The sequence below is a fragment of the Streptomyces sp. NBC_00012 genome (assembly GCF_045040875.1).
Taxonomy (GTDB): Bacteria; Actinomycetota; Actinomycetes; order Streptomycetales; family Streptomycetaceae; genus Streptomyces.
Map to the genome: position 1 here is coordinate 3,662,551 of NZ_CP108309.1, position 26,160 is coordinate 3,688,710.

General features: G+C 68.3%; 25 protein-coding genes and 4 tRNA genes. 9 read left to right on the top strand and 20 right to left on the bottom strand.

Translation table 11 applies throughout. The annotated features are described in order from the left end of the window. Positions 1 to 37 precede the first annotated feature (37 nt). The 10 genes from OHA19_RS16660 to OHA19_RS16705 form a co-directional block, all read right to left on the bottom strand. Positions 38 to 3,937 (bottom strand): DNA-directed RNA polymerase subunit beta', encoded by a 3,900-nt coding sequence (locus tag OHA19_RS16660; protein ID WP_385822532.1) that lies wholly within the window; start codon positions 3,935 to 3,937, stop codon positions 38 to 40. A gap of 129 nt (positions 3,938 to 4,066) precedes the next feature. After that, entirely contained in the window at positions 4,067 to 7,552 is a 3,486-nt protein-coding gene (gene rpoB / locus OHA19_RS16665) for a DNA-directed RNA polymerase subunit beta (protein WP_405715791.1), read from the bottom strand. Positions 7,553 to 8,171: 619 nt separating this feature from the next. Further along, a complete protein-coding gene (gene rplL, locus OHA19_RS16670; protein ID WP_114246089.1) occupies positions 8,172 to 8,555 on the bottom strand; it encodes a 50S ribosomal protein L7/L12 in 384 nt (127 codons plus the stop codon). A 111-nt stretch (positions 8,556 to 8,666) separates the two neighbouring features. Continuing rightward, a complete protein-coding gene (rplJ, locus tag OHA19_RS16675) occupies positions 8,667 to 9,197 on the bottom strand; it encodes a 50S ribosomal protein L10 (RefSeq protein ID WP_266913365.1) in 531 nt (176 codons plus the stop codon). Between the two features lie 340 nt (positions 9,198 to 9,537). Continuing rightward, entirely contained in the window at positions 9,538 to 10,440 is a 903-nt protein-coding gene (locus tag OHA19_RS16680) for a hypothetical protein (protein WP_405750651.1), read from the bottom strand. 161 nt (positions 10,441 to 10,601) lie between these two features. Next, the gene (gene rplA / locus OHA19_RS16685; protein ID WP_072485562.1) at positions 10,602 to 11,324 is read right to left on the bottom strand and encodes a 50S ribosomal protein L1; all 723 of its coding nucleotides are present in this window, start codon (positions 11,322 to 11,324) and stop codon (positions 10,602 to 10,604) included. 82 nt (positions 11,325 to 11,406) lie between these two features. Then, entirely contained in the window at positions 11,407 to 11,841 is a 435-nt protein-coding gene (rplK, locus tag OHA19_RS16690) for a 50S ribosomal protein L11 (RefSeq protein WP_006126872.1), read from the bottom strand. 176 nt (positions 11,842 to 12,017) lie between these two features. Next, positions 12,018 to 12,890, bottom strand: a complete 873-nt coding sequence (gene nusG, locus OHA19_RS16695; RefSeq protein WP_405715786.1) for a transcription termination/antitermination protein NusG — start codon at positions 12,888 to 12,890, stop codon at positions 12,018 to 12,020. A 73-nt stretch (positions 12,891 to 12,963) separates the two neighbouring features. Further along, positions 12,964 to 13,251, bottom strand: a complete 288-nt coding sequence (secE, locus tag OHA19_RS16700; RefSeq protein ID WP_072485564.1) for a preprotein translocase subunit SecE — start codon at positions 13,249 to 13,251, stop codon at positions 12,964 to 12,966. 106 nt (positions 13,252 to 13,357) lie between these two features. Continuing rightward, positions 13,358 to 13,430, bottom strand: a tRNA-Trp gene (locus OHA19_RS16705). Between the two features lie 225 nt (positions 13,431 to 13,655). Between OHA19_RS16705 and OHA19_RS16710 the strand changes: the two genes are divergently transcribed. Continuing rightward, complete coding sequence (locus OHA19_RS16710; protein WP_405715783.1) at positions 13,656 to 14,882, top strand: pyridoxal phosphate-dependent aminotransferase; 1,227 nt, start codon at positions 13,656 to 13,658, stop codon at positions 14,880 to 14,882. A gap of 119 nt (positions 14,883 to 15,001) precedes the next feature. Then, on the top strand, positions 15,002 to 16,024 hold the full coding sequence (locus tag OHA19_RS16715; RefSeq protein ID WP_405715781.1) for an adenosine deaminase: 1,023 nt from the start codon (positions 15,002 to 15,004) through the stop codon (positions 16,022 to 16,024). Positions 16,025 to 16,044: 20 nt separating this feature from the next. Here OHA19_RS16715 and OHA19_RS16720 read toward each other — a convergent pair whose 3' ends face one another. Then, positions 16,045 to 16,650 (bottom strand): TetR/AcrR family transcriptional regulator, encoded by a 606-nt coding sequence (locus OHA19_RS16720; RefSeq protein WP_405750654.1) that lies wholly within the window; start codon positions 16,648 to 16,650, stop codon positions 16,045 to 16,047. Positions 16,651 to 16,737: 87 nt separating this feature from the next. On the opposite strand from OHA19_RS16720, the gene OHA19_RS16725 reads away from it, so the two are divergent. After that, the gene (locus tag OHA19_RS16725; protein ID WP_405750657.1) at positions 16,738 to 17,373 is read left to right on the top strand and encodes an NAD(P)-dependent oxidoreductase; all 636 of its coding nucleotides are present in this window, start codon (positions 16,738 to 16,740) and stop codon (positions 17,371 to 17,373) included. 6 nt (positions 17,374 to 17,379) lie between these two features. Here the strand turns inward: OHA19_RS16725 and OHA19_RS16730 are convergent, their stop codons facing one another. From OHA19_RS16730 to OHA19_RS16755, 6 genes are all read right to left on the bottom strand, one after another. Next, a complete protein-coding gene (locus OHA19_RS16730) occupies positions 17,380 to 18,435 on the bottom strand; it encodes a UDP-N-acetylmuramate dehydrogenase (RefSeq protein WP_405750660.1) in 1,056 nt (351 codons plus the stop codon). A 293-nt stretch (positions 18,436 to 18,728) separates the two neighbouring features. After that, positions 18,729 to 19,157, bottom strand: coding sequence for a MaoC family dehydratase (locus OHA19_RS16735; protein ID WP_405715774.1), 429 nt, complete (start codon positions 19,155 to 19,157; stop codon positions 18,729 to 18,731). Continuing rightward, the gene (locus OHA19_RS16740) at positions 19,157 to 19,609 is read right to left on the bottom strand and encodes a MaoC family dehydratase N-terminal domain-containing protein (RefSeq protein WP_405715772.1); all 453 of its coding nucleotides are present in this window, start codon (positions 19,607 to 19,609) and stop codon (positions 19,157 to 19,159) included. Before OHA19_RS16740 ends, OHA19_RS16735 begins: the two co-directional genes overlap by 1 nt. 123 nt (positions 19,610 to 19,732) lie before the next feature. After that, on the bottom strand, positions 19,733 to 19,897 hold the full coding sequence (gene rpmG / locus OHA19_RS16745; protein ID WP_003956487.1) for a 50S ribosomal protein L33: 165 nt from the start codon (positions 19,895 to 19,897) through the stop codon (positions 19,733 to 19,735). A gap of 89 nt (positions 19,898 to 19,986) precedes the next feature. After that, positions 19,987 to 20,059, bottom strand: a tRNA-Met gene (locus tag OHA19_RS16750). A 45-nt stretch (positions 20,060 to 20,104) separates the two neighbouring features. Beyond that, positions 20,105 to 20,177 (bottom strand) — tRNA-Thr (locus tag OHA19_RS16755). Between the two features lie 301 nt (positions 20,178 to 20,478). On the opposite strand from OHA19_RS16755, the gene OHA19_RS16760 reads away from it, so the two are divergent. Together OHA19_RS16760 and OHA19_RS16765 are read left to right on the top strand one after the other, a co-directional pair. Then, complete coding sequence (locus OHA19_RS16760) at positions 20,479 to 21,780, top strand: amidohydrolase family protein (protein WP_405715770.1); 1,302 nt, start codon at positions 20,479 to 20,481, stop codon at positions 21,778 to 21,780. A gap of 34 nt (positions 21,781 to 21,814) precedes the next feature. Continuing rightward, complete coding sequence (locus OHA19_RS16765) at positions 21,815 to 22,471, top strand: SDR family oxidoreductase (RefSeq protein WP_405750662.1); 657 nt, start codon at positions 21,815 to 21,817, stop codon at positions 22,469 to 22,471. Between the two features lie 50 nt (positions 22,472 to 22,521). On the opposite strand, the gene OHA19_RS16770 is transcribed toward OHA19_RS16765, so the two are convergent. Together OHA19_RS16770 and OHA19_RS16775 are read right to left on the bottom strand one after the other, a co-directional pair. Next, positions 22,522 to 22,971, bottom strand: a complete 450-nt coding sequence (locus OHA19_RS16770) for a DUF523 domain-containing protein (protein ID WP_405715767.1) — start codon at positions 22,969 to 22,971, stop codon at positions 22,522 to 22,524. A 64-nt stretch (positions 22,972 to 23,035) separates the two neighbouring features. Next, positions 23,036 to 23,117: transfer RNA gene (locus tag OHA19_RS16775), tRNA-Tyr, on the bottom strand. 212 nt (positions 23,118 to 23,329) lie between these two features. On the opposite strand from OHA19_RS16775, the gene OHA19_RS16780 reads away from it, so the two are divergent. The 3 genes from OHA19_RS16780 (at position 23,330) to OHA19_RS16790 (ending at position 25,194) form a co-directional block, all read left to right on the top strand. Then, positions 23,330 to 23,818 carry a YajQ family cyclic di-GMP-binding protein gene (locus tag OHA19_RS16780; protein ID WP_072485575.1) on the top strand — a complete coding sequence of 163 codons (489 nt, stop codon included), beginning with the start codon at positions 23,330 to 23,332 and terminating at the stop codon, positions 23,816 to 23,818. A gap of 160 nt (positions 23,819 to 23,978) precedes the next feature. Next, positions 23,979 to 24,479: a methylated-DNA--[protein]-cysteine S-methyltransferase gene (locus tag OHA19_RS16785; protein ID WP_405750665.1), complete on the top strand. Its 501-nt coding sequence runs from the start codon at positions 23,979 to 23,981 to the stop codon at positions 24,477 to 24,479. A gap of 1 nt (position 24,480) precedes the next feature. Further along, a complete protein-coding gene (locus OHA19_RS16790) occupies positions 24,481 to 25,194 on the top strand; it encodes an alpha-ketoglutarate-dependent dioxygenase AlkB family protein (protein ID WP_405715763.1) in 714 nt (237 codons plus the stop codon). Here the strand turns inward: OHA19_RS16790 and OHA19_RS16795 are convergent. After that, positions 25,155 to 25,427 (bottom strand): GlsB/YeaQ/YmgE family stress response membrane protein, encoded by a 273-nt coding sequence (locus OHA19_RS16795; protein WP_405715761.1) that lies wholly within the window; start codon positions 25,425 to 25,427, stop codon positions 25,155 to 25,157. The two genes, OHA19_RS16790 and OHA19_RS16795, sit on opposite strands and share 40 nt — an antisense overlap. Positions 25,428 to 25,753: 326 nt before the next feature. Between OHA19_RS16795 and OHA19_RS16800 the strand changes: the two genes are divergently transcribed. Then, complete coding sequence (locus OHA19_RS16800) at positions 25,754 to 26,155, top strand: YccF domain-containing protein (RefSeq protein ID WP_405715759.1); 402 nt, start codon at positions 25,754 to 25,756, stop codon at positions 26,153 to 26,155. Positions 26,156 to 26,160 lie beyond the last annotated feature (5 nt).

Here is a 26,160-nt window from a genome sequence, read left to right on the forward strand (position 1 = left end):
ACGGGGTGACCGCCCTCCGGTCGGTCAAGCGACTCGCTTACTGGTTGTACGGACCGTAGTCGTAGTCCTCCAGCGGAACGGCCTGGCCGGAGCCCGTGCCGAACGGCGAGTAGTCGATGTCGTCGTAGCCGACGGCCGAGTACATCGCGGCCTTGGCCTCCTCGGTCGGCTCGACCCGGATGTTGCGGTAGCGGGACAGGCCCGTACCGGCCGGGATGAGCTTACCGATGATGACGTTCTCCTTGAGGCCGATCAGGGAGTCGGACTTGGCGTTGATCGCCGCGTCCGTCAGGACCCTGGTCGTCTCCTGGAAGGAAGCCGCGGACAGCCACGACTCCGTCGCCAGCGAGGCCTTGGTGATACCCATCAGCTGCGGACGGCCGGAGGCGGGGTGACCGCCCTCGGTGACCACACGACGGTTCTCGGTCTCGAACTTCGAGCGCTCGACGAGCTCGCCCGGCAGCAGCTCCGCGTCGCCGGACTCGATGATCGTCACACGGCGCAGCATCTGCCGGATGATGATCTCGATGTGCTTGTCGTGGATCGACACACCCTGCGAGTTGTAGACCTTCTGGACCTCGCCGACCAGGTGGACCTGGACCGCGCGCTGACCGAGGATCCGCAGCACGTCGTGCGGGTTGGTGGCACCCACGGTGAGCTTCTGGCCCACCTCGACGTGGTCGCCCTCGCCCACCAGCAGACGGGCGCGCTTCGAGATCGGGAAGGGGATCTCGTCGCTGCCGTCGTCCGGCGTGACCACGATCTTCTTGGTCTTCTCGGTCTCCTCGATCCGGACCCGGCCCGCGGACTCCGAGATCGGGGCGACACCCTTGGGCGTACGGGCTTCGAAGAGCTCGACGACACGGGGCAGACCCTGGGTGATGTCGTCACCGGCCACACCACCGGTGTGGAAGGTACGCATCGTCAGCTGGGTACCGGGCTCACCGATGGACTGGGCGGCGATGATGCCGACCGCCTCACCGATGTCGACCAGCTTGCCGGTGGCGAGCGAGCGTCCGTAGCAGAAGGCACAGGTGCCGACCGCGGACTCACAGGTCAGGACCGAACGGGTCTTGACCTCCTCGACGCCGGCGCCCACCAGGGCGTCGATCAGGACGTCACCGAGGTCGACGTTGGCAGGCGCGATGACCTTGCCGTCGACGACGACGTCCTCGGCGAGCATGCGGGCGTAGACCGAGGTCTCGACGTCCTCCGTCTTGCGGAGCACACCGTCCGCACCCTTGACGGCGATCTTCAGCTTGAGGCCACGGTCGGTGCCGCAGTCCTCCTCGCGGATGATCACGTCCTGCGAGACGTCCACCAGACGACGGGTCAGGTAACCCGAGTCGGCGGTACGCAGGGCGGTGTCCGCCAGACCCTTACGGGCACCGTGCGTGGAGATGAAGTACTCCAGAACGGTGAGGCCCTCACGGAAGGACGCCTTGATGGGACGCGGGATCGTCTCGTTCTTGGCGTTGGACACCAGACCACGCATACCGGCGATCTGACGCATCTGCATCATGTTTCCTCGGGCACCCGAGTCAACCATCATGAAGATGGGGTTCGTCTTGGGGAAGTTCGCGTTCATCGCCTCGGCAACCTCGTTGGTCGCCTTGGTCCAGATCGCGATGAGCTCCTGCGTGCGCTCGTCCTTGGTGATCAGACCGCGCTCGTACTGCTTCTGGACCTTCTCGTCCTGCGCCTCGTAGCCGGCGACGATCGCCTTCTTGGCCTCGGGGACCACGACGTCGGAGATGGCCACGGTGACACCGGAACGGGTCGCCCAGTGGAAGCCCGCCGCCTTCAGGTTGTCGAGCGTCGCCGCCACGATGACCTTGGGGTAGCGCTCGGCGAGGTCGTTGACGATCTCGGAGAGCTGCTTCTTGCCGACCGAGTAGTCGACGAACGGGTAGTCCTCGGGCAGCAGCTCGTTGAAGAGCGCGCGGCCCAGGGACGTACGCAGCCGGAACGTGTCGCCCTGCTGGTACTCCTGCTCGCCTTCCTCGGCGACCGGCGGCACCCAGCCGCGCGGCGGGATGGTGCCCACCGGGAAGCGGATGTCGACCTTCGCCTGGAGCGACAGCTCGCGGGCGTCGAAGGCCATGATCGCCTCGGCCGTGGAGCCGAAGGAACGGCCCTGGCCGATGACCTTGCGCTCCTCCTCGTCCGTGGTGAGGAAGAACAGGCCCAGCACCATGTCCTGGGTCGGCATGGTGACGGGACGACCGTCGGCCGGCTTCAGGATGTTGTTCGAGGACAGCATCAGGATGCGGGCCTCGGCCTGCGCCTCCGCGGAGAGCGGCAGGTGCACGGCCATCTGGTCACCGTCGAAGTCCGCGTTGAACGCGGTGCAGACGAGCGGGTGGATCTGGATGGCCTTGCCCTCGACCAGCTGCGGTTCGAAGGCCTGGATGCCGAGGCGGTGCAGCGTCGGCGCACGGTTCAGGAGAACCGGGTGCTCGGCGATGACCTCTTCGAGGACGTCGTACACGACCGTGCGGCCGCGCTCGACCATGCGCTTGGCCGACTTGATGTTCTGCGCGTGGTTCAGGTCGACCAGGCGCTTCATCACGAACGGCTTGAAGAGCTCCAGCGCCATGGCCTTCGGCAGACCGCACTGGTGCAGCTTGAGCTGCGGGCCGACGACGATCACGGAACGCGCGGAGTAGTCCACACGCTTACCGAGAAGGTTCTGACGGAATCGACCCTGCTTGCCCTTCAGCATGTCGCTGAGGGACTTGAGCGGGCGGTTGCCGGGACCGGTGACCGGGCGACCGCGGCGGCCGTTGTCGAACAGCGCGTCGACGGCCTCCTGCAGCATCCGCTTCTCGTTGTTCACGATGATCTCGGGGGCACCGAGGTCAAGGAGACGCTTGAGGCGGTTGTTGCGGTTGATCACACGGCGGTACAGGTCGTTCAGGTCGGAGGTCGCGAAGCGGCCACCGTCCAGCTGCACCATCGGACGCAGGTCCGGCGGGATGACCGGCACGCAGTCGAGCACCATGCCCTTGGGCTTGTTGCTGGTCTGCAGGAACGCGGAGACGACCTTGAGGCGCTTGAGCGCACGGGTCTTCTTCTGGCCCTTGCCGGTACGGATGATCTCGCGGAGGCGCTCGGCCTCCTCGTCGAGGTCGAACGACTCGAGGCGCTTCTGCAGGGCGGCAGCGCCCATGCAGCCGTCGAAGTACGTGCCGAAGCGGTCACGCAGCTCGCGGTAGAGCAGCTCGTCGCCCTCCAGGTCCTGGACCTTGAGGTTCTTGAAGCGGCTCCACACCTCGTCGAGACGGTCGATCTCGCGCTGCGCACGGTCGCGCAGCTGCTTCATCTCGCGCTCGGCACCTTCGCGCACCTTGCGGCGCACGTCGGCCTTGGCGCCCTCGGCCTCCAGCTCGGCCAGGTCGGTCTCGAGCTTCTTGGCGCGGGCTTCGAGGTCGGCGTCGCGGCGGTTCTCGATCTGCTGACGCTCGACGGAGACGTGCGCCTCCAGCGACGGCAGGTCGCGCGTACGGCGCTCCTCGTCCACGAACGTGATCATGTACGCGGCGAAGTAGATGACCTTTTCGAGGTCCTTCGGCGCGAGGTCGAGGAGGTAGCCCAGGCGCGACGGGACGCCCTTGAAGTACCAGATGTGGGTGACGGGAGCGGCAAGCTCGATGTGGCCCATGCGCTCACGGCGCACCTTGGCGCGCGTGACCTCGACGCCACAGCGCTCACAGATGATGCCCTTGAAGCGGACACGCTTGTACTTGCCGCAGTAGCACTCCCAGTCCCGGGTCGGACCGAAGATCTTCTCGCAGAAGAGTCCGTCCTTTTCGGGCTTGAGCGTGCGGTAGTTGATGGTCTCCGGCTTCTTCACTTCGCCGTGGGACCAGGTCCGGATGTCGTCCGCGGTGGCAAGGCCGATCCGCAGCTCGTCGAAGAAGTTGACGTCGAGCACTTGTCGTCAATCCCTCTTTCGGGGGTTCGAGCCCCCTCGCGTCAGGCGAGAAATCGGGGCACTTCAGCAATGGTCTGAACGGGTCCGGGGAGAGCCGGCCGGATCACGGAGATCCGGCCGGCCAACCCGTCAGACCTCTTCGACGCTGCTCGGCTCGCGCCGGGACAGGTCGATACCGAGCTCCTCCGCCGCGCGGAAGACGTCCTCGTCCGTGTCGCGCATCTCGATGGACATGCCGTCCGAGGACAGCACCTCCACGTTGAGGCAGAGCGACTGCATTTCCTTGATGAGCACCTTGAAGGACTCAGGGATGCCCGGCTCGGGGATGTTCTCGCCCTTGACGATGGCCTCGTAGACCTTCACGCGGCCGGTCACGTCGTCGGACTTGATCGTCAGGAGCTCCTGGAGGGCGTATGCGGCGCCGTATGCCTCAAGGGCCCACACCTCCATCTCACCGAATCGCTGACCACCGAACTGAGCCTTACCACCCAGCGGCTGCTGGGTGATCATGGAGTACGGACCCGTCGAACGAGCGTGCAGCTTGTCGTCGACGAGGTGGTGCAGCTTCAGGATGTACATGTAGCCGACCGAGACCGGGTCCGGGAACGGCTCGCCGGAGCGGCCGTCGAACAGCTGGGCCTTGCCGGAGGGCTGCACCAGGCGGTCGCCGTCGCGGTTCGGGATCGTGGCCTCGAAGAGACCTGAGATCTCGTCCTCGCGCGCACCGTCGAAGACGGGGGTGGCGACGTTGGTGCCGGGGGCGACCTGGTCGGCGCCGATGGCCTGCAGGCGCTTGGCCCACTCGTCACCGAGGCCGGAGACGTCCCAGCCGCGGCTGGCGAGCCAGCCGAGGTGGATCTCCAGGACCTGTCCCGGGTTCATTCGGGACGGGACACCCAGCGGGTTGAGGATGATGTCGACCGGGGTGCCGTCCTCCAGGAACGGCATGTCCTCGATCGGCAGGATCTTCGAGATGACGCCCTTGTTGCCGTGACGGCCGGCGAGCTTGTCACCGTCGGTGATCTTGCGCTTCTGCGCGACGTAGACGCGAACCAGCTGGTTCACGCCCGGAGGCAGCTCGTCGCCCTCTTCGCGGTCGAAGACGCGGACGCCGATGACCTTGCCGATCTCACCGTGCGGCACCTTCAGCGAGGTGTCGCGCACCTCGCGCGCCTTCTCACCGAAGATCGCGCGGAGCAGGCGCTCCTCGGGGGTCAGCTCGGTCTCACCCTTGGGCGTGACCTTGCCGACGAGGATGTCGCCGGCGACGACCTCGGCACCGATACGGATGATGCCGCGCTCGTCGAGGTCGGCGAGGACCTCCTCGGAGACGTTCGGGATGTCCCGGGTGATCTCCTCCGGGCCGAGCTTGGTGTCACGGGCGTCGACCTCGTGCTCCTCGATGTGGATCGAGGAGAGGACGTCGTCCTGCACGAGGCGCTGCGACAGGATGATCGCGTCCTCGTAGTTGTGACCCTCCCACGGCATGAACGCCACGAGCAGGTTCTTGCCGAGGGCCATCTCACCGTTCTCGGTGGCCGGACCGTCGGCGAGGACCTGGTCGGCGATGACCCGGTCGCCCTCGGAGACGACAACCTTCTGGTTGACCGAGGTGCCCTGGTTGGAGCGCATGAACTTGGCGATGCGGTACGTGGTGTACGTGCCGTCGTCGTTGGTCACGGTGATGTAGTCCGCGGAGACCTCCTGGACCACACCGTCCTTCTCGGCCTTGAGCACGTCGCCGGCGTCGGTGGCGCAGCGGTACTCCATGCCGGTGCCGACGAGCGGGGCCTCCGACTTAATCAGCGGCACCGCCTGACGCATCATGTTCGCGCCCATGAGGGCACGGTTGGCGTCGTCGTGCTCCAGGAAGGGGATCATCGCGGTCGCGACGGACACCATCTGGCGCGGCGAGACGTCCATGTAGTCGACGTCCGTGCCGGGCACGTAGTCGACCTCCCCGCCACGGCGGCGGACCAGCACGCGGGACTCGGCGAACCGGAGATCGTCGGTCAGCGGCGCGTTGGCCTGCGCGATGACGAAGCGGTCCTCCTCGTCGGCGGTCAGGTAGTCGACCTCGTCGGTGACCTGGTCGTCGACGACCTTGCGGTACGGCGTCTCGATGAAGCCGAACGCGTTGATCCGGCCGTACGAGGCCAGCGAGCCGATCAGACCGATGTTCGGGCCTTCGGGCGTCTCGATCGGGCACATGCGGCCGTAGTGCGAGGGGTGCACGTCACGGACTTCGAAGCCGGCCCGCTCACGGGAGAGACCACCCGGGCCGAGGGCGTTGAGACGACGCTTGTGCGTCAGGCCCGACAGCGGGTTGTTCTGGTCCATGAACTGGGACAGCTGGCTGGTGCCGAAGAACTCCTTGATGGAGGCGACGACCGGCCGGATGTTGATCAGGGTCTGCGGCGTGATCGCCTCGACGTCCTGGGTGGTCATGCGCTCGCGCACGACGCGCTCCATACGGGCGAGACCCGTACGGACCTGGTTCTGGATCAGCTCGCCGACGTTGCGGATACGACGGTTGCCGAAGTGGTCGATGTCGTCGGTCTCGACCATGATCGAGCGGCCGGACTCGCCGACCGTCTCGGTCTCACCGGCGTGCAGCTTGACCAGGTACTTGATCGTCGCGATGACGTCGTCGCTGGTGAGCACACCGGCGTCGAGCGGCTCGTCGGCGCCGAGCTTCTTGTTCACCTTGTAGCGGCCGACCTTCGCGAGGTCGTAACGCTTCGGGTTGAAGTAAAGGTTCTCGAGCAGCGTCTGAGCGGCCTCACGGGTGGGCGGCTCACCCGGACGCAGCTTGCGGTAGATGTCGAGCAGCGCGTCGTCCTGGCCCTGGGTGTGGTCCTTCTCCAGGGTGGCGCGCATGGACTCGTACTCGCCGAACTCCTCCAGGATCTGCTCGGTCGTCCAACCGAGAGCCTTCAGGAGAACGGTGACGGACTGCTTGCGCTTGCGGTCGATGCGGACACCGACCATGTCCCGCTTGTCGATCTCCATCTCCAGCCAGGCACCCCGGGACGGGATGATCTTGGCGGAGAAGATGTCCTTGTCGGACGTCTTGTCGATGGAGGAGTCGAAGTAGACACCCGGCGAGCGGACCAGCTGCGACACGACGACACGCTCGGTGCCGTTGATGACGAAGGTGCCCTTGTTGGTCATGAGCGGGAAGTCGCCCATGAAGACCGTCTGGGACTTGATCTCGCCGGTCTCGTTGTTGGTGAACTCAGCCGTGACGAAGAGCGGGGCCGCGAACGTGAAGTCGCGCTCCTTGCACTCGTCGATCGAGTTCTTCGGGGGCTCGAAGCGGTGGTCGCGGAAAGTCAGCGACATCGACCCGGAGAAGTCCTCGATCGGCGAGATCTCCTCGAAGATCTCTTCCAGGCCGGACTTGGTCGGGACGTTCTGTCCACTGTCCAGAGCAGCCTCGACGCGAGCCTTCCATGCGGCATTGCCGAGGAGCCAGTCAAAGCTCTCGGTCTGCAGCGCGAGGAGGTTCGGAACCTCGAGGGGCTCCTTGATCTTTGCAAAGGAGATGCGCAGCGGGGCGGTGCTGGCACCGTTGTTCGTATTCGCGGTCGAGGCGTTGCGCGAGGCGGCCAAGAGGGGGTCCTTCCGAGGGCTCGGACTCACTACGCGCGTACCGGTCCCAAGCCGGACACGGTGACAGTCGGTTCCTGATTCGACCGGATAAGGCCAGGTCAGAGACGATCAGTCATCGGTGCTCAAGCGAGGGCATGCCCCTGGTGACGGGCAGGAGGCAGCTAACAGGCAGCGCAAAGGGTCAGTGTAGCCAAACGGCACACTGATGTCCAGTCGGGGTTCTCAGAGACCCACGTTGCTCTCAACAGCTGTTCTCAACACCTATGGCTAGCCCTTGCGCGTGGTGCGCTCTTCTTTACTGCCCGCTTCGCCCACGATCCATGCCTCGGATTCGGATCGATATGACGACGCGTCCTGAGAATTGCGCGCCGCGTGCGGTTCGTCAAGGCCCCCCTGCGGGGACAACGCCCCGAGGTCCTCACCCGACCGCCTCCCGGCGCCGGTCGGCCGCCCCGGAGAGGCAACGGCGAAGATCACCATACTCGTCGCCACCGGAAGAGCAAGGCAGCCGCCTCGGGTACGCCGAAGGGCGACCACCCGGATGGGTGATCGCCCTTCGTGATGTGACGTCCCTGCCATACGGCAGGAGGCGTCAGGAGGAGTCAGCAGACTCCCTGAGTCACTTGACCTCGACGGAAGCGCCGGCGGCCTTGAGGGACTCGGCGGCCTTCTCGGCGGCCTCCTTGGCGACCTTCTCGAGGACCGGCTTCGGGGTGCCGTCGACGAGGTCCTTGGCCTCCTTCAGACCCAGCGAGGTCAGCTCACGCACGACCTTGATGACCTGGATCTTCTTCTCGCCGGCGCCGGTGAGGATGACGTCGAACTCGTCCTTCTCCTCGACGGCCTCGGCAACGGCGCCCGGGCCGGCCGGACCGGCGACGGCGACGGCCGCAGCGGCGGTGACGTCGAACTTCTCCTCGAAGGCCTTCACGAACTCGGAGAGCTCGATGAGGGTCATCTCTTCGAACTGCGCGAGCAGGTCGTCCTGGGACAGCTTCGCCATGATGGCGTCCTTCCACTAATTCGGCAGGTGCCGGATGTACATGTAGGCGGGCGTACGTTCGGCCCGCTGCGACCGTCTCCCTAGTGGGCGACGATCATTGCGCGAGCCGAATTACTCGGCACCGCCCTGCTCTTCGAGCTTGACGCGAAGCGCCTCCGCGGTGCGGACGAACTTCGACGGCAGCGCCTGGAAGAGCGAAGCAGCCTGAGACTGCTTGCCCTTGAAGGCACCGGCCAGCTTGCTGAGCAGAACCTCGCGGGACTCGAGGTCCGCAAGCTTCTTGATCTCATCGGCGGACAGCGCCTTGCCATCAAGGACACCGCCCTTGATGATCAGGTTCGGGTTCTCCTTGGCGAAGTCACGAAGACCCTTCGCCGACTCCACCGGGTCACCGGTGATGAAGGCAACCGCCGTCGGACCAGTGAACTGGTCGTCCAGCGAAGTGATCCCGGCCTCGTTGGCCGCAATCTTGGTCAGCGTGTTCTTCACCACGGCGTACTGGGCGTTCTCACCGAGCGAACGACGCAGCGTCTTGAGCTGCGCCACGGTGAGACCCCGGTACTCGGTCAGCACGGCGGCGTTCGAGCCGCGGAACTGGTCCGCGAGCTCGGCTACCGCGGCAGCCTTGTCGGGCCTTGCCATGAGCGTCGGCCTCCTTCCGGGTGATGAGGACCGCTCAGAAGGGGCCGGGAAAGACGAAACGCCCCGGCGCAGGCGCCAGGGCGTAGCTCGACCGAACAAACCCGGGAGCTTTCCACAGTCACCTGCGCAGGTCGCCCGTACTCAACGGATCCTTCGGTTGCTGTTCTCTCTTGCGAGAGCACAGCAACGACCAGCGGTCTTTGGCTTCTGTAGGAGAATACGCGACCGGGGTCGCGCCGAGCAAATCCGTCCCGCTCGGCCCTGTGGTCGTCTGCCGCGCGGCCGTCCTGCGGGCGACGGCGGCAGTTCGAGTACTGGGCCGAGCGGCGGTGCGGGTGGTTCAGGACGTGCCCGAGCCCGCCCCCTGCTGCTGCTTCAGGAGCTCGGCGAAGTCGACCGTGTCGGAGGCCGGGGGCTGCTCGACGGACGCCTTCGTGCCGTAGTCGCTGTAGTACACCGTGGAGTTGAGCTCGCCGGTCTTCATCTGGCCGCGCTCGCTCTTCTTGACCAGCAGGTCGTTGTCGTCGACCCAGATGTCGACCGTCTCCGTGGTGATGCCGGCGTCGCTCAGCTGCTTCTTCAGCTGCTCCAGCTGATCGGCGTCGAGCTCGGAGTTCTTCGCGGTCAGCGCGGCAACGTCGACGGTGCCGGAGTAGTGCGTGGTGGAGACGCCCCGGACGTCCTCCTTGCCGACCTTCTTCACGTCACCGGAGGCCAGCAGCGACTTCACGCCCTGGTCAGGGGTGGTGTTCTGCATCTGCTGCTTCATCGCCTCGCCGGAGGCGCCCGCCATCTTGGCGAGATCGGCGTAGCCGTAGTGGATCCAGTGCTTGCCACCGGTCTGCTTCGCGAAGCCGTCGCCCATGTTGACGACGTAGCCGTCCTTGAAGTAGCGGGCCTGCATCGTGCCGGTGCCGCCGCTCTGCTTCATGGCGTCCGCCATGCTGCCACCGGTGTACGTGATCTCCATGGCGCCGGTGAGGCCGTCGCTCCAGTCGATGGTGCCGGTCTGCTCCATGGACATGGTGTCGCCCATCTGCGTGGTGCCCTCGACCTTCGCCGAGCTCTCCCCACCGGTCTTCTTCTGCACATCGAGCAGCGCGGCGATCGGGTCGGCCTTGACTACGCCTCTGCCCTTGTTGTCGCTCTTGCCGCTGTCCGATCCGCTGCAGGCCGCGACCGATGTCAGCGCCGCTGCCGCCGCCACCGACAGACACACGCGTCGCACGGTACTGGTCCTCATGTCAGCTTCCACCCCTCGTTCGGCTCTGTCGGTGCCTCACGCTAACGCACGGGTACGACAAGCCTCTGGCAATACGGATACAAGGACGGGCCCCGCACCTCGAAAGGTTGCGGGGCCCGTCAATGTCACACGTGACGCGGCTTGCTGCCGAGCGCTGGGGCTCAGACGGCGGCCGGGTCCTCCTCGACGAGGAGGTTACGGGTGCGGTTGGCGTCCAGCGGGATGCCGGGGCCCATCGTGGTGGCCAGGGTGGCCTTCTTGATGTAGCGGCCCTTGGCGGCGGACGGCTTCAGACGGAGGATCTCCTCCAGCGCCGCTGCGTAGTTCTCCACCAGCTTGGTGTCGTCGAACGAGACCTTGCCGATGATGAAGTGCAGGTTCGAGTGCTTGTCGACGCGGAACTCGATCTTGCCGCCCTTGATGTCGTTGACAGCCTTCGCGACATCGGGGGTGACGGTGCCGGTCTTCGGGTTCGGCATCAGACCACGCGGACCGAGCACCCGGCCGAGGCGGCCGACCTTGCCCATGAGGTCCGGGGTGGCGACGACGGCGTCGAAGTCCAGACGGCCCTTCGCCACCTCGTCGATGAGCTCGTCGGCGCCGACGATGTCGGCGCCCGCGGCTTCCGCGGCCGCAGCACGGTCACCGGTCGCGAAGACCAGGACCCGGGCGGTCTTGCCGGTGCCGTGCGGGAGGTTCACGGTGCCACGGACCATCTGGTCGGCCTTGCGCGGGTCGACACCCAGGCAGAACGCGACCTCGACGGTGCCGTCGAACTTGGTGGAGGCGGTGTCCTTGGCGAGACGGACGGCCTCGAGCGGCGCGTAGTTGCGCGACCGGTCGACCTTGGCGTCCGCAGCGCGGAGGTTCTTGCTGCGCTTCACTTCTACTCCTGTTGGTTTCAGGGTGTGGAGTCGTGGTGCGGGCCAGCGCTTGGCCCTACCACTGGGGATGTGAGGGGCTGAATCAGCCTTCGACCGTGATGCCCATGGAACGGGCGGTGCCAGCGATGATCTTCGACGCGGCGTCGAGGTCGTTGGCGTTCAGGTCGGGGAGCTTCGTCGTGGCGATCTCACGGACCTGGGCAGCCGTCAGCTTGGCGACCTTGGTCTTGTGCGGCTCGCCGGAGCCCTTCTCCACGCCCGCGGCCTTGAGGATCAGCTTCGCGGCCGGCGGAGTCTTGGTCACGAAGGTGAAGGAACGGTCTTCGTAGACCGTGATCTCCACCGGCACGACCATGCCACGCTGCGACTCGGTCGCGGCGTTGTAGGCCTTGCAGAATTCCATGATGTTGACGCCGTGCTGGCCGAGCGCGGGGCCGACCGGCGGGGCCGGGTTGGCCGCACCGGCGTTGATCTGGAGCTTGATAAGCCCCGTGACCTTCTTCTTCTTGGGAGGCATTGCTCTCTCCGGGTCCTAGTGAGAGTGTTTCGCCGCCTTCCGGTCATCCGGATGGAGGCATACCGCACAACGATAACGGGTATAGCTGCGCGACCAAAAACCGAGCAGGTCAGACGGGCTTCTCAGCCGGTCTGACCTGCTCGGTAGGCATATGTCCAGAAATTGGCGGGAAGCCGCTAGTTCTTCTGGATCTGGTCGAAGCTGAGCTCGACCGGGGTCTCGCGGCCGAAGATCTCGACGAGGCCCTTGACCTTCTTCGAGTCGGCGTTGATCTCGTTGATCGTCGCCTGCAGCGTCGCGAACGGGCCGTCGGTGACGGTGACCGAGTCGCCGACCTCGAAGTCGAGCACCTGGACCTCGACCTTGCGGGCCGGAGCCGGCTTGCCCTCGGCCTCGGCGGCCTCGCGGGCGGCCTTCTCCTCGGCCTCCGGGGCGAGCATCTTGACGATCTCGTCCAGGGTCAGCGGGTACGGGTCGTAGGCGTTGCCCACGAAGCCGGTGACGCCGGGGGTGTTGCGGACGACGCCCCAGGACTCGTTCGTCAGGTCCATGCGCACCAGGACGTAGCCCGGGAGCTTGTTCTGGCGGACGTTCTTGCGCTCGCCGTTCTTGATCTGGACGATCTCTTCCTCGGGCACTTCGGCCTGGTAGATGAAGTCCTCGACGTTGAGCGAGACGGCGCGCTGCTCCAGGTTGGCCTTCACACGCTTCTCGTAACCGGCGTACGTGTGGATGACGTACCACTCGCCGGGAAGGCCGCGCAGCTCGTCGCGCAGGGCGGTGACGGCGTCGACGGGCTCGGCCGGCTCGGCCTCTTCCTCGTCGTCCTCGTCGCTCTCGGATTCGGCGCCGGCCTCCGCGGCCTCTTCCTCTTCGTCCTCGACGTGCAGGGCGGCCTGCTCGGCGGGCTCACCTGCGGCGGCGTCGGCAGCTTCGGCCTGGTCCGGCTCCTCGGCGTCCGCCGCCTCGACGATGTCGAGCTCGTCCTCGGCGGACTCGAAGGCGCCCGCCGTCGGCTCGTCGGCGTCGTTCAGGTTCGGGTCAGACACGGTGGCTGCTTCTTCCTGGTTACAAATGGGTGGAACATGCGAAAGGGGCGCCCATGAGGCGCCCTCCGCGGGATCAGCCGAAGACGTACTTGATGACCCGCTGGAATCCGAAGTCAATCACGGTAACCAGACCGATCATGACGACGACGAAGACAATCACCACACTGGTGTATGTCGTCAGCTGGCTGCGAGTCGGCCAGACGACCTTGCGCAGCTCGGCGACGATCTGACGGTAGAACAGCGCGAGGCGGCCCAGAGGGCCCTTCTTTCCGCGCTTGCCGCCCTTCCGGGTCTTCTTCTTCGACTCGGGTACTTCATCCTCGGCATCAGGCATGTCGATGGAGCCCACGGCGTCCGTCACGCTTCTCACCTGATTCCGGGTCATGGCCGTGCCGCGCCCGGTGGAGCCGCACGGCGGTGCATAGAAGTACGTACATGCGCACACATCCTGGCGAAGGAGTGTGTAGCAGGGCCGGAGGGACTTGAACCCCCAACCGCTGGTTTTGGAGACCAGTGCTCTACCAATTGAGCTACGACCCTTTGTGGTTTCCACCAACCTACCGCATCTCCCCGGATGGTCCAGGTGCAGGAACGGTGTGGCTGGTGAAGGCCAACGACAGGTGAGTGTACGTGTTCAGCGGCCCGGCGTCGAACAGATAGGTCCCGACCGCTCCTGGTCGCATGTTGTCCGCATGCTGTCCGAGTCGTGTCCGGTCCCTGAAACCGCTGTGCCGACTGGGATCACGGTCTGGAACCATGGGGACCATGAGCGCTGCAACTTCCCCCTCCGAGCGCCGGGTCTCCGCCCGCATCGGTGCGATCTCCGAATCCGCCACCCTCGCCGTCGACGCCAAGGCCAAGGCCCTCAAGGCCGCCGGCCGTCCGGTGATCGGCTTCGGTGCCGGTGAGCCCGACTTCCCGACCCCCGGCTACATCGTCGACGCCGCGGTCGAGGCCTGCCGCAACCCGAAGTACCACCGCTACACCCCGGCAGGCGGGCTCCCGGAGCTCAAGGCCGCCATCGCGGAGAAGACGCTGCGCGACTCCGGCTACGAGGTCGACGCCTCGCAGATCCTGGTGACCAACGGCGGCAAGCAGGCCATCTACGAGGCGTTCGCCGCGATCCTCGACCCGGGCGACGAGGTCATCGTCCCCGCCCCGTACTGGACCACCTACCCCGAGTCGATCCGGCTGGCCGGCGGTGTCCCGGTGGAGGTCGTGGCCGACGAGACCACCGGCTACCGGGTCTCCGTCGAGCAGCTGGAGGCGGCGCGCACCGAGCGCACGAAGGTCGTCCTGTTCGTCTCGCCCTCGAACCCGACCGGTGCCGTGTACAGCGAGGCCGACGCCGCGGCGATCGGCCGCTGGGCCGTCGAGCACGGCCTGTGGGTGCTGACCGACGAGATCTACGAGCACCTGGTCTACGGCGACGCGAAGTTCACCTCGCTGCCCGCGATCGTGCCCGAGCTGCGCGACAAGTGCATCGTGGTCAACGGCGTCGCCAAGACGTACGCGATGACCGGCTGGCGGGTGGGCTGGCTCATCGGCCCGAAGGACGTCGTCAAGGCCGCGACCAACCTCCAGTCGCACGCCACGTCCAACGTCTCCAACGTGGCCCAGGTGGCCGCGCTGGCCGCCGTCTCCGGGAACCTGGACGCGGTCGCCGAGATGCGTACCGCCTTCGACCGGCGCCGGCGGACCATCGTCCGGATGCTCAACGAGATCGACGGGGTGCTGTGCCCGGAGCCCGAGGGCGCGTTCTACGCGTACCCCTCGGTGAAGGAGCTGCTCGGCAAGGAGATCCGCGGCAAGCGCCCGGCCACCTCGGTCGAGCTGGCAGCGCTGATCCTGGACGAGGCCGAGGTCGCGGTCGTACCGGGCGAGGCCTTCGGCACGCCGGGCTACCTGCGCCTGTCGTACGCGCTGGGCGACGAGGACCTCGTCGAGGGCGTCTCGCGGCTCCAGAAGCTGCTGGGCGAGGCCAAGGCCTAGCAACTGCTGAATTCAGTGACCGGCCCCCGGCCCTGCCGGGGGCCGGTTGCTTGTTCGAGGGTCAACTCGATGGGGAAAGTGGCTACCGCTGGACCCCCGGTGTGCGGCAGGATCTTGGAATGGAGCGTGATGTACGGCTGTTGCCCAAGGCCCACCTGCACCTGCATTTCACCGGGTCGATGCGGCCGACGACCCTGCTCGAACTCGCCGACAAGTACGGCGTGCACCTGCCGGATGCCCTGACCGGCGGCGAGCCGCCGAAACTGCGGGCCACGGACGAGCGCGGATGGTTCCGCTTCCAGCGGCTCTACGACATCGCCCGGTCCTGTCTCAGGGCCCCCGAGGACATTCAGCGGCTGGTGCGCGAGGCGGCCCAGGAGGACGTCGCGGACGGCTCCGGCTGGCTGGAGATCCAGGTCGACCCCACCTCGTACGCACCGCTGCTCGGCGGGCTCATCCCGGCGATCGAGATCATCCTGGACGCGGTGGACAGCGCGTCGCGCGAGACGGGGCTGCCGATCCGGGTGGTGATCGCGGCGAACCGGATGAAGCATCCGCTGGACGCCCGGACGCTCGCCCGGCTCGCGGTGCGCTACGTGGACCGGGGTGTGGTCGGATTCGGGCTCTCCAACGACGAGCGCCGCGGGATGGCCCGGGACTTCGACCGGGCCTTCGCCATCGCCAGGGAGGGCGGCCTGCTGGCGGCGCCGCACGGCGGCGAGCTGTCCGGCCCCTCCAGCGTGCGGGACTGCCTGGACGACCTCGACGCGGCCCGGATCGGGCACGGCGTACGGGCCGCCGAGGACCCGCGGCTGCTGCGCACGCTGGCGGAGCGCCGGGTGACCTGCGAGGTGTGCCCGGCGTCGAACGTGGCGCTGGGCGTCTACGAGAAGCCCGCCGACGTACCCCTGCGCCAGTTGTTCGAGGCCGGGGTGCCGATGGCGCTGGGCGCGGACGATCCGCTGCTCTTCGGTTCGCGGCTGGCCGCGCAGTACGACCTCGTGCGGCGTCATCACGCGTTCACGGACGAGGAGCTGGCCGAACTGGCCCGGCAGTCGGTACGGGGCTCCGCCGCGCCGGCCGCGGTGCAGGCCCAGCTCCTGGCGGGCGTCGACGACTGGCTGGCGAAGCCCGCGGGGTAGCGCGGGGCGGGTCCGCGGGGTTACGCCCCGATGCCCCGCATCAGCGTCCTCGCCATGGAGGCGGCGAACTCGTCGAGGGTCTGAGGCGGTTCCCCGTCCGCCGTGGCCTCGTAGGCGAAGGCCCGCTGGGCACAGGCTCCCAGCAACAGCGACGCGGCCGCGTAGGTGTCCGCGTCGGCCCGGACCCGGCCGGCGGCCTGTTCGGAGCGCAGATAGGCGTCCAGGCCCCTGATGGGCATGTGCGGGCCGGTACCGAGCTCCCGCATCGCGTCGTCGTGGCGTTCCTTGAGTCTGGGCTCGGCGTACAGCGAGGCGGCGATCGGGAAGACCTGCTTGTAGAAGAGCGCGGCCCGGCGGGCGATCTCGGTGAGGTTCTGCTCGACGGTCCGCTCCCCCGACCCCGGGGACGCGATGAGCTGCTTCAGCAGCGGGTTGAGCCTGGGCAGCCGTTCCTTGAGCACGGTGACGAACAGCTCTTCCTTGCTCGTGAAGTGCTTGTAGAGCGCGGCCTCCGAGCAGCCTGCGGCTCTGGCGATCTCCTTGGTCGTGGCGCGGGCCAGGCCGATGGTGAGCATCAGCTGATGGGCGGCGTCGATGATGCGGACGCGGGCCGGCTTCTGCTCCATGTGCACTCCAACGAAGCTTGACGAGGTGGTGAGTGTCCACTCACTCTATGGGTGAGTGAATACTTACCCACCCTGGGAGAGTGCGCAATGAGGATCACGGTGTTCGGCGCCACGGGCGGCGTCGGTCAGGAGATCGTCCGCCAGGCGGTGGCGGCGGGCCACGAGGTGACGGCGGTGGTCCGTGACCCGGCGCGGCTGCCCGTCCCCCTCTCCGACGTACAGGTGCACACGGTCGCGCGCATGGACGAGCCGGAGGTGCTGCGCGAGGCGGTCGCGGGCCGGGACGCGGTGCTCTCCGCACTCGGCTCGCGCGGCCGGAAGGCGGACGGGGTCGCCGAGCGGCTCACCGGATCGGTGCTGACGGCGATGGAAGCGGAAGGGGTGCGGCGGCTGCTGGTGGTCAGCGCGGCCCCGGTCGGCCCGCGGCCGGCCGACGACCCGCTGCTGGACCGGCTGGTCCGCAAGGTGGTCGGCGCGATGCTCAAGGAGGTCTACGCGGACCTGACGCAGATGGAGGCCGCGCTTGCCCGCAGCGCGACGGACTGGACGTCCGTACGGCCGCCGAAGCTCACCAACGGGCCGCTGACGGGAAAGTACCGGACCGCCATCGGCGGCACTCCGCGCAGTGGCAGGACCATCGCGCGGGCCGATGTGGCCCACGCGATGCTGGCACTGGTCGACGAACCGGCATCGGTGAAGCAGGGCGTGGGCGTGGCGTACTGAGAGTCCCTAGAGGCTCACGCCGACCGTCACCGGTTCGTTGACGAGCGTGACGCCGAATGCCTCGCGGACTCCAGCGACGACCTCGCGGGCGAGTGCGACGAGGTCCTCGGTGGTCGCCTCGCCGCAGTTGGTGAGGGCGAGGGTGTGCTTGGTGGAGATGCGGGCCGGTCCCGTGCCGTATCCCTTGGTGAATCCGGCCTTGTCGATCAGCCAGGCCGCGGAGGTCTTGACGCGTCCCCCGTCCGCGGGGAAGGCGGGGGGCGTCGTCTCCGGGCCGAGCCGGTCCTTGGCGCGGGCGAGGAACGCCTCGTACTCCGCCTCCTCCAGGATCGGGTTGGTGAAGAACGAGCCCGCCGACCAGGTGTCGTGGTCCTCCGGGTCCAGCACCATGCCCTTGCCGGCGCGGAGCCCGAGTACGGTTTCCCGGGCGGCCGCCGCGGGCACCCGCTCACCCTGTTCGACGCCCATGACGCGGGCTGTCTCGGCGTACCTCAGCGGTGCGGACAGACCGCCCGCGTCCTCCAGCTCGAAGCGGACACGCAGCACCACGAAACGGTCGGGTTCTGCCTTGAAACGACTGTGCCGGTACGAGAACTCGCACTCGGCGTTCGAGATGGTGACCGTTTCCTCGGTGCGCCGGTCGTAGGCGACGACCTCCGTGATGGTGGAGGAGACCTCCTGGCCGTACGCGCCGACGTTCTGGATCGGTGTCGCACCCGCGGAGCCCGGGATTCCGGCCAGGCACTCGACGCCCGCGAGACCGGCTTCGACGGTACGGGCCACGGCGTCCGTCCAGATCTCGCCGGCGGCGAGCTCCAGCGTCGTGCCGTCCAGCACGAAGCCCCTGGTCGCGATGCGCAGGGCTGTGCCGTCGAAGCCCTTGTCGCCGATGACCAGGTTGCTGCCGCCGCCGATGACGAGGAGCGGGGTGCCGCTCTCGTCGGCCTCACGCACGGCTTCGATCACCTCGGCGTCGGTCGTCGCCGTGAGGAGGCGGGAGGCGGGACCGCCCAGCCGGAAGGTGGTCAGGGGGGCGAGGGGGGCGTCATGGAGTTCCTGCACGGGACAAGGGTACGGTCCGTGCACCCGCCGCTCGGGCGGGGCACAGACCGTGGGAGCGGAGCCGAGGCCCGGACGGCGGCGCTGGCAAGCCTCTCGGCCACTGTGGGCGTCGGGACCGGGGTACTGCGGCGGCGCGGGATCGGCAGGGCGGCGCAGGCAGCCGAAAGACCGGGCCGGACGTGCCCGGGCACCGCCCGGAAGGCGATCGGTTCACCGATCCCGCAAGAAGGGGCACCGCCCAATCGGACAGTGCCCCTCACGCCACGCCCGGCTCACGCCGACGCTCGACGGTCTCAGCCGAGCCGCACCACGGCACGGGACATGCCCAGCACCTTCTTGCCCTCGCTCATGGCCGTCAGGTCCACCCGTACCTGCTTGTCGTCCAGCAGGGCAGCCACCTTGGCACTGACCTCGATCAGAGCGCCGTCCTCGTCGTTCGGCACGACGACCGGCTTGGTGAACCGCACCCCGTACTCGACGACCGCACCCGGGTCACCGACCCAGTCCGTGACCACCCGGATCGCCTCGGCCATGGTGAACATGCCGTGCGCGATCACATCCGGCAGTCCGACCTCGCGGGCGAACTTCTCGTTCCAGTGGATCGGGTTGAAGTCGCCGGAGGCACCCGCGTACTGCACCAGGGTCGCCCGGGTCACCGGGAAGGACTGCGCCGGCAGCTCCGTGCCAACCTCGACCGACTCGTATGCGATCTTCGCCGTCATCACGCCTCCTCGGCGGCGCGCGCCACCAGCTTCGTCCACGCGGTCACGACGTGCTCACCGGACTCGTCGTGGACCTCGCCACGGACGTCCAGGACGTCGTTGCCCGCCAGCGACTTGATGGCCTCGATCGTCGAGGTGACCGTCAGCCGGTCCCCCGCCCGCACGGGACGCACATAGGCGAACTTCTGGTCGCCGTGCACCACCCGGCTGTAGTCCAGACCCAGCTGCGGGTCGTGGATCACCTGCCCGGCTGCCTTGAATGTGATGGAGAAGACGAACGTCGGCGGTGCGATCACATCGCTGTGGCCGAGCGCCTTGGCGGCCTCGGGGTCGACGTATGCCGGATTCGCGTCGCCCACCGCCTCGGCGAACTCGCGGATCTTTTCCCGGCCGACCTCGTACGGCGGGGTGGGCGGATAGGTCCGCCCCACGAAGGACTGGTCGAGCGCCATGAGCTCGCTACCTCCTGATGAAAGATGAACAGGCCGAAGAAATGATGAACAGGCCGAAGGACAGCCTTCATACAACGACACGAGGCCGCCCCCAATGGGGACGGCCTCGTGTACGAGCCTGTTTCAGCGCGTTTCGCGGTGCGCAGTGTGCGAGTTGCAGCGCGGGCAGTGCTTCTTCATCTCAAGACGGTCCGGGTTGTTACGCCGGTTCTTCTTGGTGATGTAGTTCCGCTCCTTGCACTCCACGCAGGCCAGCGTGATCTTCGGGCGGACGTCGGTGGCAGCCACGTGAGTGCTCCTTGGACGGACGGATGGACGGATGAACGCAAAAAAGAGTAGCCGATCGAAGGACCGACCCCACAATCGGCTACCGTAAGTAGCGGTGACCGGACTTGAACCGGTGACACAGCGATTATGAGCCGCTTGCTCTACCGACTGAGCTACACCGCTTTGATGATGAGTCCCCCCGCCGAAGCGGGGTTTCCCGATCACCAGAGCCCCAATGCGGAATCGAACCGCAGACCTTCTCCTTACCATGGAGACGCTCTACCGACTGAGCTATTGGGGCGAGCGATGAAGACATTACACGGTCTTTCGCCGATCGCCCAAATCCGTTTCGAGGCCCCCTCCGGAGCCCTTGATCGACACCTCGCCGATCCCTTGGTCAACAGCCTCCGGGACCGCCCGCCGGCCGCCTGAGCAGCGCCTCGGTCTCCCCGCGGGGCACCGCCGTCACGGTCGGCCCCACCCGCCCCATGCGCCTCCCGGGCCACACCGGTACGACAATTTCGCTCCTCCTCGAACCGGGCCGAACACGCCCCTAGGCTCGACTCACTCTGCGTGATCTTGTCCCCATTCCCAGGAGCGCGATGCCCGACAGCCAGCCGTGGCAGCCGGACGACCGTGCCGCCGACGCGGCCGATGCGACCGGCAGCCCCGACACCGCCGCCCCGGCCGGGACCGGCCTGGTGCTCTGCGGCGCCCGGCTCACCGACGGCCGCGTCGTGGACGTACGGCTCAACGGCGGCCGCATCGAGGCCGTCGGCACGGCGGGCAGTCTGGCCACCCCCGGTCCGCGACTGGACCTGCGCGGCTACCTGCTGCTCCCCGCCCCCGCCGAACCCCACGCCCACAGCGACACCGCGCTGACCGCCGACGGCGCGGGCCCCGGCGTGCCGGGACCGGCGTCGCACCGCCCGGAGGACATCCGGCGCCGTGCCACCGAGGCCGCCCTGACGCAGCTCGGCCACGGCGCCACGGCGCTGCGCTCGCACGTACGGATCGGGGAGTTCCAGGGCCTCGCCCCGCTCGAAGCCGTACTGCAGGCGCACCGTTCGCTGCGCGGGCTGGCCGACCTGACCCCTGTCGCCGTGCCCCGGCTGCTCACCGGCGTCGCGGGCGCCGGCAACCTGGCCATGCTGCGCGACGCGGTGAAGATGGGGGCCGGCGCGGTCGGCGGCTGCCCGGACCTCGATCCGGACCCGGCGGGGTACGCGGAGGCCGTGCTGGGGGTCGCCGCCGAGCAGGGCTGCCCCGTCGACCTCCACACGGACGGCGCCGATCCGGCCCGGCTCGGCCGGCTGGCCGCCATGGCCGGAGGGCTGCGGACCGGCGTCTCCCTCGGCCCGTGCGCGGGCCTCTCCCGGCTTCCCCCGCAGGCCGCGGCCCGCGCGGCCGACCAGCTGGCCGCGGCCGGGGTGACGGTGATCTGCCTCCCCCAGGGCGGCTGCTGCGGCGTGGAGGGCCTGGGCACCGCGCCCGTACGGCTGCTGCGGGCGGCCGGGGTGCGGGTCGCGGCGGGCAGCGGGGCATTGCGGGACATCGCGAACCCCGTGGGCCGCGGCGATCCGCTGGAGGCGGCCTACCTGCTGGCCTCGCAGCACGGCCTGCCGGCCACGGAGGCGTACGAGGCGGTGTCCTCGGCCGCCAGGGCCGCGATGGGGCTGCCCGGGGTCAGGGTCGAGGCGGGCTTCCCGGCCGAGCTGCTCGCCGTGCGCGGGGAGCACCTGCCGGGGGTGCTGTCGCTCGCCTACAGCCGGATCGTGGTGCATCGCGGCCGGGTCGTGGCGCGGACGAGCTCGGTGCGCGAGTACTGCGACTCCGAGACCGTCGTCGCCCTCGATCTGCCCCGCCAGGGAAGACCGGATTCCGGTTCCTGCGGCGGGCCCTGAGCGCGGCGGGCCCTCGCGGCGTACGGTCGTGACCATGCGCATTGTCATCGCAGGTGGACATGGTCAGATCGCGCTGCGGTTGGAGCGGCTCCTCACCGCGCGCGGGCACGAGGCCGTCGGCGTGATCCGCAATCCGGACCAGGGCAAGGATCTCCGGGAGGCGGGGGCCGAGCCGGTGGTCCTGGATCTCGAATCCGCCTCCGTGCAGGAGGTGGCCCAGGTGCTGCGCGGTGCCGACGCGGTGGTCTTCGCGGCCGGCGCGGGCCCGGACAGCGGCGCGGAACGCAAGGAGACGGTGGATCGCGGGGCGGCGGTGCTCTTCGCCGACGCCGCCGAACTGGCGGGCGTACGGCGCTACGTCGTGGTCTCGTCGATGGGCGCCGACCCCGACCACCCGGGCGACGAGGTCTTCGACGCGTACTTGCGGGCCAAGGGGGCGGCGGACGCGTACGTGCGCTCCAGGACGGGGCTCGACTGGACGATCCTGCGCCCCGGCATGCTGACGAACGACGCGGGCACGGGGACGGTTCTGCTGACTGTGTCGACCGGCCGCGGTCCGGTGCCGCGCGACGACGTGGCGGCGGCGCTGCTGGAGCTGCTGGAGACCCCGGCGACGGCGGGGCTGACGCTGGAGCTCATCTCGGGGAACGTGCCGGTGGCGGTCGCGGTGAAGGACATCGCGGGCAACTGAGCGAGCGGTCCGGCCCTTCGGCGGGGCCGCCGGGCGCGAGTGGTCCGGGATCAGGCGCGGGGTGCCGGGCGGACGGTGATGCCGTGGCGTTCCAGCAGCGCGGCGGTGACGCCGTCGCCCTCGCGGAGCTCGCCGGTGAACGTACCGTCGTAGACCGCTCCGCGCCCGCAGGAAGGGCTGCGCGCCATCAGCAGCGCCTCGGTGCACCCGGTCCGGCGCGCGGCCGCCAGCGCCCGGCCCGCGCCGTCCACGAACGCGTCCGTCACGTCGTGCCCGGTGTCGTCGACGACCCGGGCGCGGCCGTCCAGCACGTCATGGCCGTCGCCGCCGACGATCTCGGCGGGGCGGCGCGGGGTGGGCAGTCCGGCGGAGACCTCGGGGCAGAAGGCCACGGGGCGGCGGTCGCCGATGGCCGCGGTCACCTCGGCGGAGGCCTTGCCACGGCCGTCGAAGCGGCAGGGCACACCCTGCAGACAGGCGCTGACCAGTACGGATTCCACGTTCGGGGCCCCTCGCAGCAGAAAACAAAGAAGGCCCCTGTCCTGAGACAGGGGCCTTACCATGTGGCGGCGCCAGGGTTCGAACCTGGGTAGGCTGAGCCGGCAGATTTACAGTCTGCTCCCTTTGGCCACTCGGGCACACCGCCAGGGATTGCCGCCGTGAGAACCGCTTTTCGGCGGTGCTCCTCGGCAACGACGTAAACGATACCCGATGCCCAGGGGTGCTTCGCCACCGGATTGATCAGCGGCCCGATCGGGCGCGGGTGGCTAGGCTTTGATCGGCGTCGCGGGGCCGACAGGCCCGTTGCCGCCCTTATGCACCGCGTCCCCGAACCCCCGATACAAGGAGCCACACGTCATGGCCGACTCCAGTTTCGACATCGTCTCGAAGGTCGAGCGGCAGGAGGTCGACAACGCCCTCAACCAGGCCGCCAAGGAAATCTCGCAGCGTTACGACTTCAAGGGCACCAACGCCTCGATCTCCTGGTCCGGCGAGAAGATCCTGATGGAGGCGAACGGCGAGGAGCGGGTCAAGGCGATCCTCGACATCTTCCAGTCCAAGCTGATCAAGCGGGGCATCTCGCTGAAGTCGCTGGACGCGGGCGAGCCGCAGCTGTCCGGCAAGGAGTACAAGATCTTCGCCACGATCGAGGAGGGCATCTCCCAGGAGAACGCCAAGAAGGTGGCGAAGATCATTCGCGACGAGGGCCCGAAGGGCGTCAAGGCGCAGGTCCAGGGCGACGAGCTGCGGGTCAGCTCGAAGAGCCGGGACGACCTGCAGGCCGTGCAGGCGCTGCTGAAGGGCCAGGACTTCGACTTCGCCGTGCAGTTCGTGAACTACCGGTAGGTCCCGCCCTTCGCCGGAGTGCGGAGCGGGACGCACCGCTCCGCACCCGGGGTGCGATGTCCGAAAACCGCCGGTCACGGCGGATCGGGGAACGCAGACTTGTCCTGTCGGGCGACGATCCGGTCGGATCCCGGCGTGACATGCAGGAAAGGGACGAGTCATGACCATGTACGCAACGGTCGACAGCCCGCTGGGTGAGCTGCTGCTGGTCGGCGAGGAGACCGACGGCGGCGTGGCGCTCGCCTCGCTCTCGCTGCCCGGCCAGAAGGGCGCCGCGGTCGTCCAGGACGGATGGGCCCGCGCACCGGAGGCGTTCGCGGGGATCGCCGCTCAGCTGCGGGAGTACTTCGCGGGCCGGCTGACCCGCTTCGACATCGTGTACGCGGACGGCGTGGGCACCGACTTCCAGCGCCGGGTGTGGACCGCCCTGGACGCCGTCCCTTACGGGGAGACCGTGTCGTACGGACAGATCGCCGAACGCATCGGCACCCCCGGGGCGGGTGTACGCGCCGTGGGGACGGCTATCGGGCGCAATCCGCTGCTGGTCGTGCGGCCGTGCCATCGGGTGATCGGCTCGGACGGGGCGCTGCGGGGTTACGCGGGCGGCCTGGAGCGCAAGGAACGGCTGCTGCGGCTGGAAGGCGCCCCGGCGGTGCGCTGAGATGTCCGGACTCTTCCCGAGACCTCGTGCCGTCGTCGCGCCGGGGGCCGTGCATGTGCCCGAGTGGCTGTCGCCGGAGCGGCAGCGGGAGTTGGTGGCGGCGTGCCGGGAGTGGGCGCGCGGGCCGGTGCCGCTGCGGCACACGGTTCTGCCGGGCGGCGGGGTGATGTCCGTGCGGACGGTCTGTGTGGGGTGGCACTGGCAGCCGTACCGGTACTCGCGGACGGCCGACGACGTGAACGGGGCGCGGGTGGCCGGATTTCCCGACTGGCTGGCCGAGCTGGGACGTGAGGCGCTGGTCGCGGCGTACGGGGACGAGAGCCCGGTACGGACGTACGCGCCGGACACCGCGCTCATCAACTTCTACGACGCAGCGGCGCACATGGGCATGCACCAGGACAAGGAGGAGCGGTCCGGCGCTCCGGTGGTGTCGCTCAGCATCGGCGACACCTGTGTCTTCCGCTTCGGGAACACGGAGAACCGTGGAAGGCCCTACACGGATGTGGAGTTGGCCTCCGGCGATCTGTTCGTCTTCGGCGGTCCGTCGCGTTTCGCCTTCCACGGCGTGCCGAAGGTCTGCCCCGGTACCGCCGACCCCGCGACGGGGATGAGCCAAGGCCGGCTCAATCTGACCCTGCGCGAGACCGGGTTGGGCACCTTCGGCACGGACGGCGGTCAGTGGCGTTCGCGGGAGTTCCCGAACAGCAGCCGGTAGGCGATCAGCAGGACCAGCGAACCGCCGATGGCGGCGACCCAAGTAGCCATGTCGAAGAAGTCGTTGCTGATGGGGCGGTCGAGAAAGCGCGACGATATCCAGCCACCGAGGAAGGCACCGACGATCCCGATGAGGGTGGTGCCGACCAGGCCGCCCGGGTCGCGGCCCGGGAGCAGGACCTTGGCGATGACTCCGGCCGCCAGTCCGAGAATGATCCATCCAATAATGCTCATGCGTGCGAACCTACCCGTCACTCGTTCCTGGAATCCAAGACGCCCGCGCCGGTCGGGCGGTTGCCTGAGCGGCCTGTGAGCGGCCTGTGAGCGGGCTGCGAGCGGGCTGCGAGCGGGCTGCGAGCGGGCTGCGAGCAACCACTCGGTGCCGTTCATGCGTTCATGGTCAGTGACGGCGCCGACGACCGGACGGGACGGCGGGGCGGCTGCGGTGGGGCGGCGGGGCGGCCACTCCACGGGCCCGCTCCGGTTACTCCTCTCCGTGACCAGGGCTGATACTGACCATGCAGAGCGGTGACGGGCGACCCCCCGGAAGGCGAGTGACCATGAAGCTCCTACAGCTGATCCTGAACATCCTGTGGGTGGTGTTCTGCGGGTTCTGGATGGCCCTCGGGTACGTCGTCGCCGCGATCATCTGCTTCGTGCTGATCGTGACGATTCCGTTCGGCATCGCTTCCCTGCGCATCGCCGGTTACGTGCTGTGGCCGTTCGGGCGGACGACCGTGGAGCGGCCCGACGCGGGGGCGCCCTCCTTCGTCGGCAATGTGATCTGGCTCGTCTTCGCCGGGTGGTGGCTCGCGCTGGGACACCTGATCACCAGCATCCCGCTGTTCCTGTCGATCATCGGCATCCCCTTCGGCTGGGCGAACCTGAAGATGATCCCGATCTCGCTCATGCCGCTGGGCCGCGAGGTCGTCCCGAGCGACGAAGCCTTCGGAGCCCGCTGAACGGC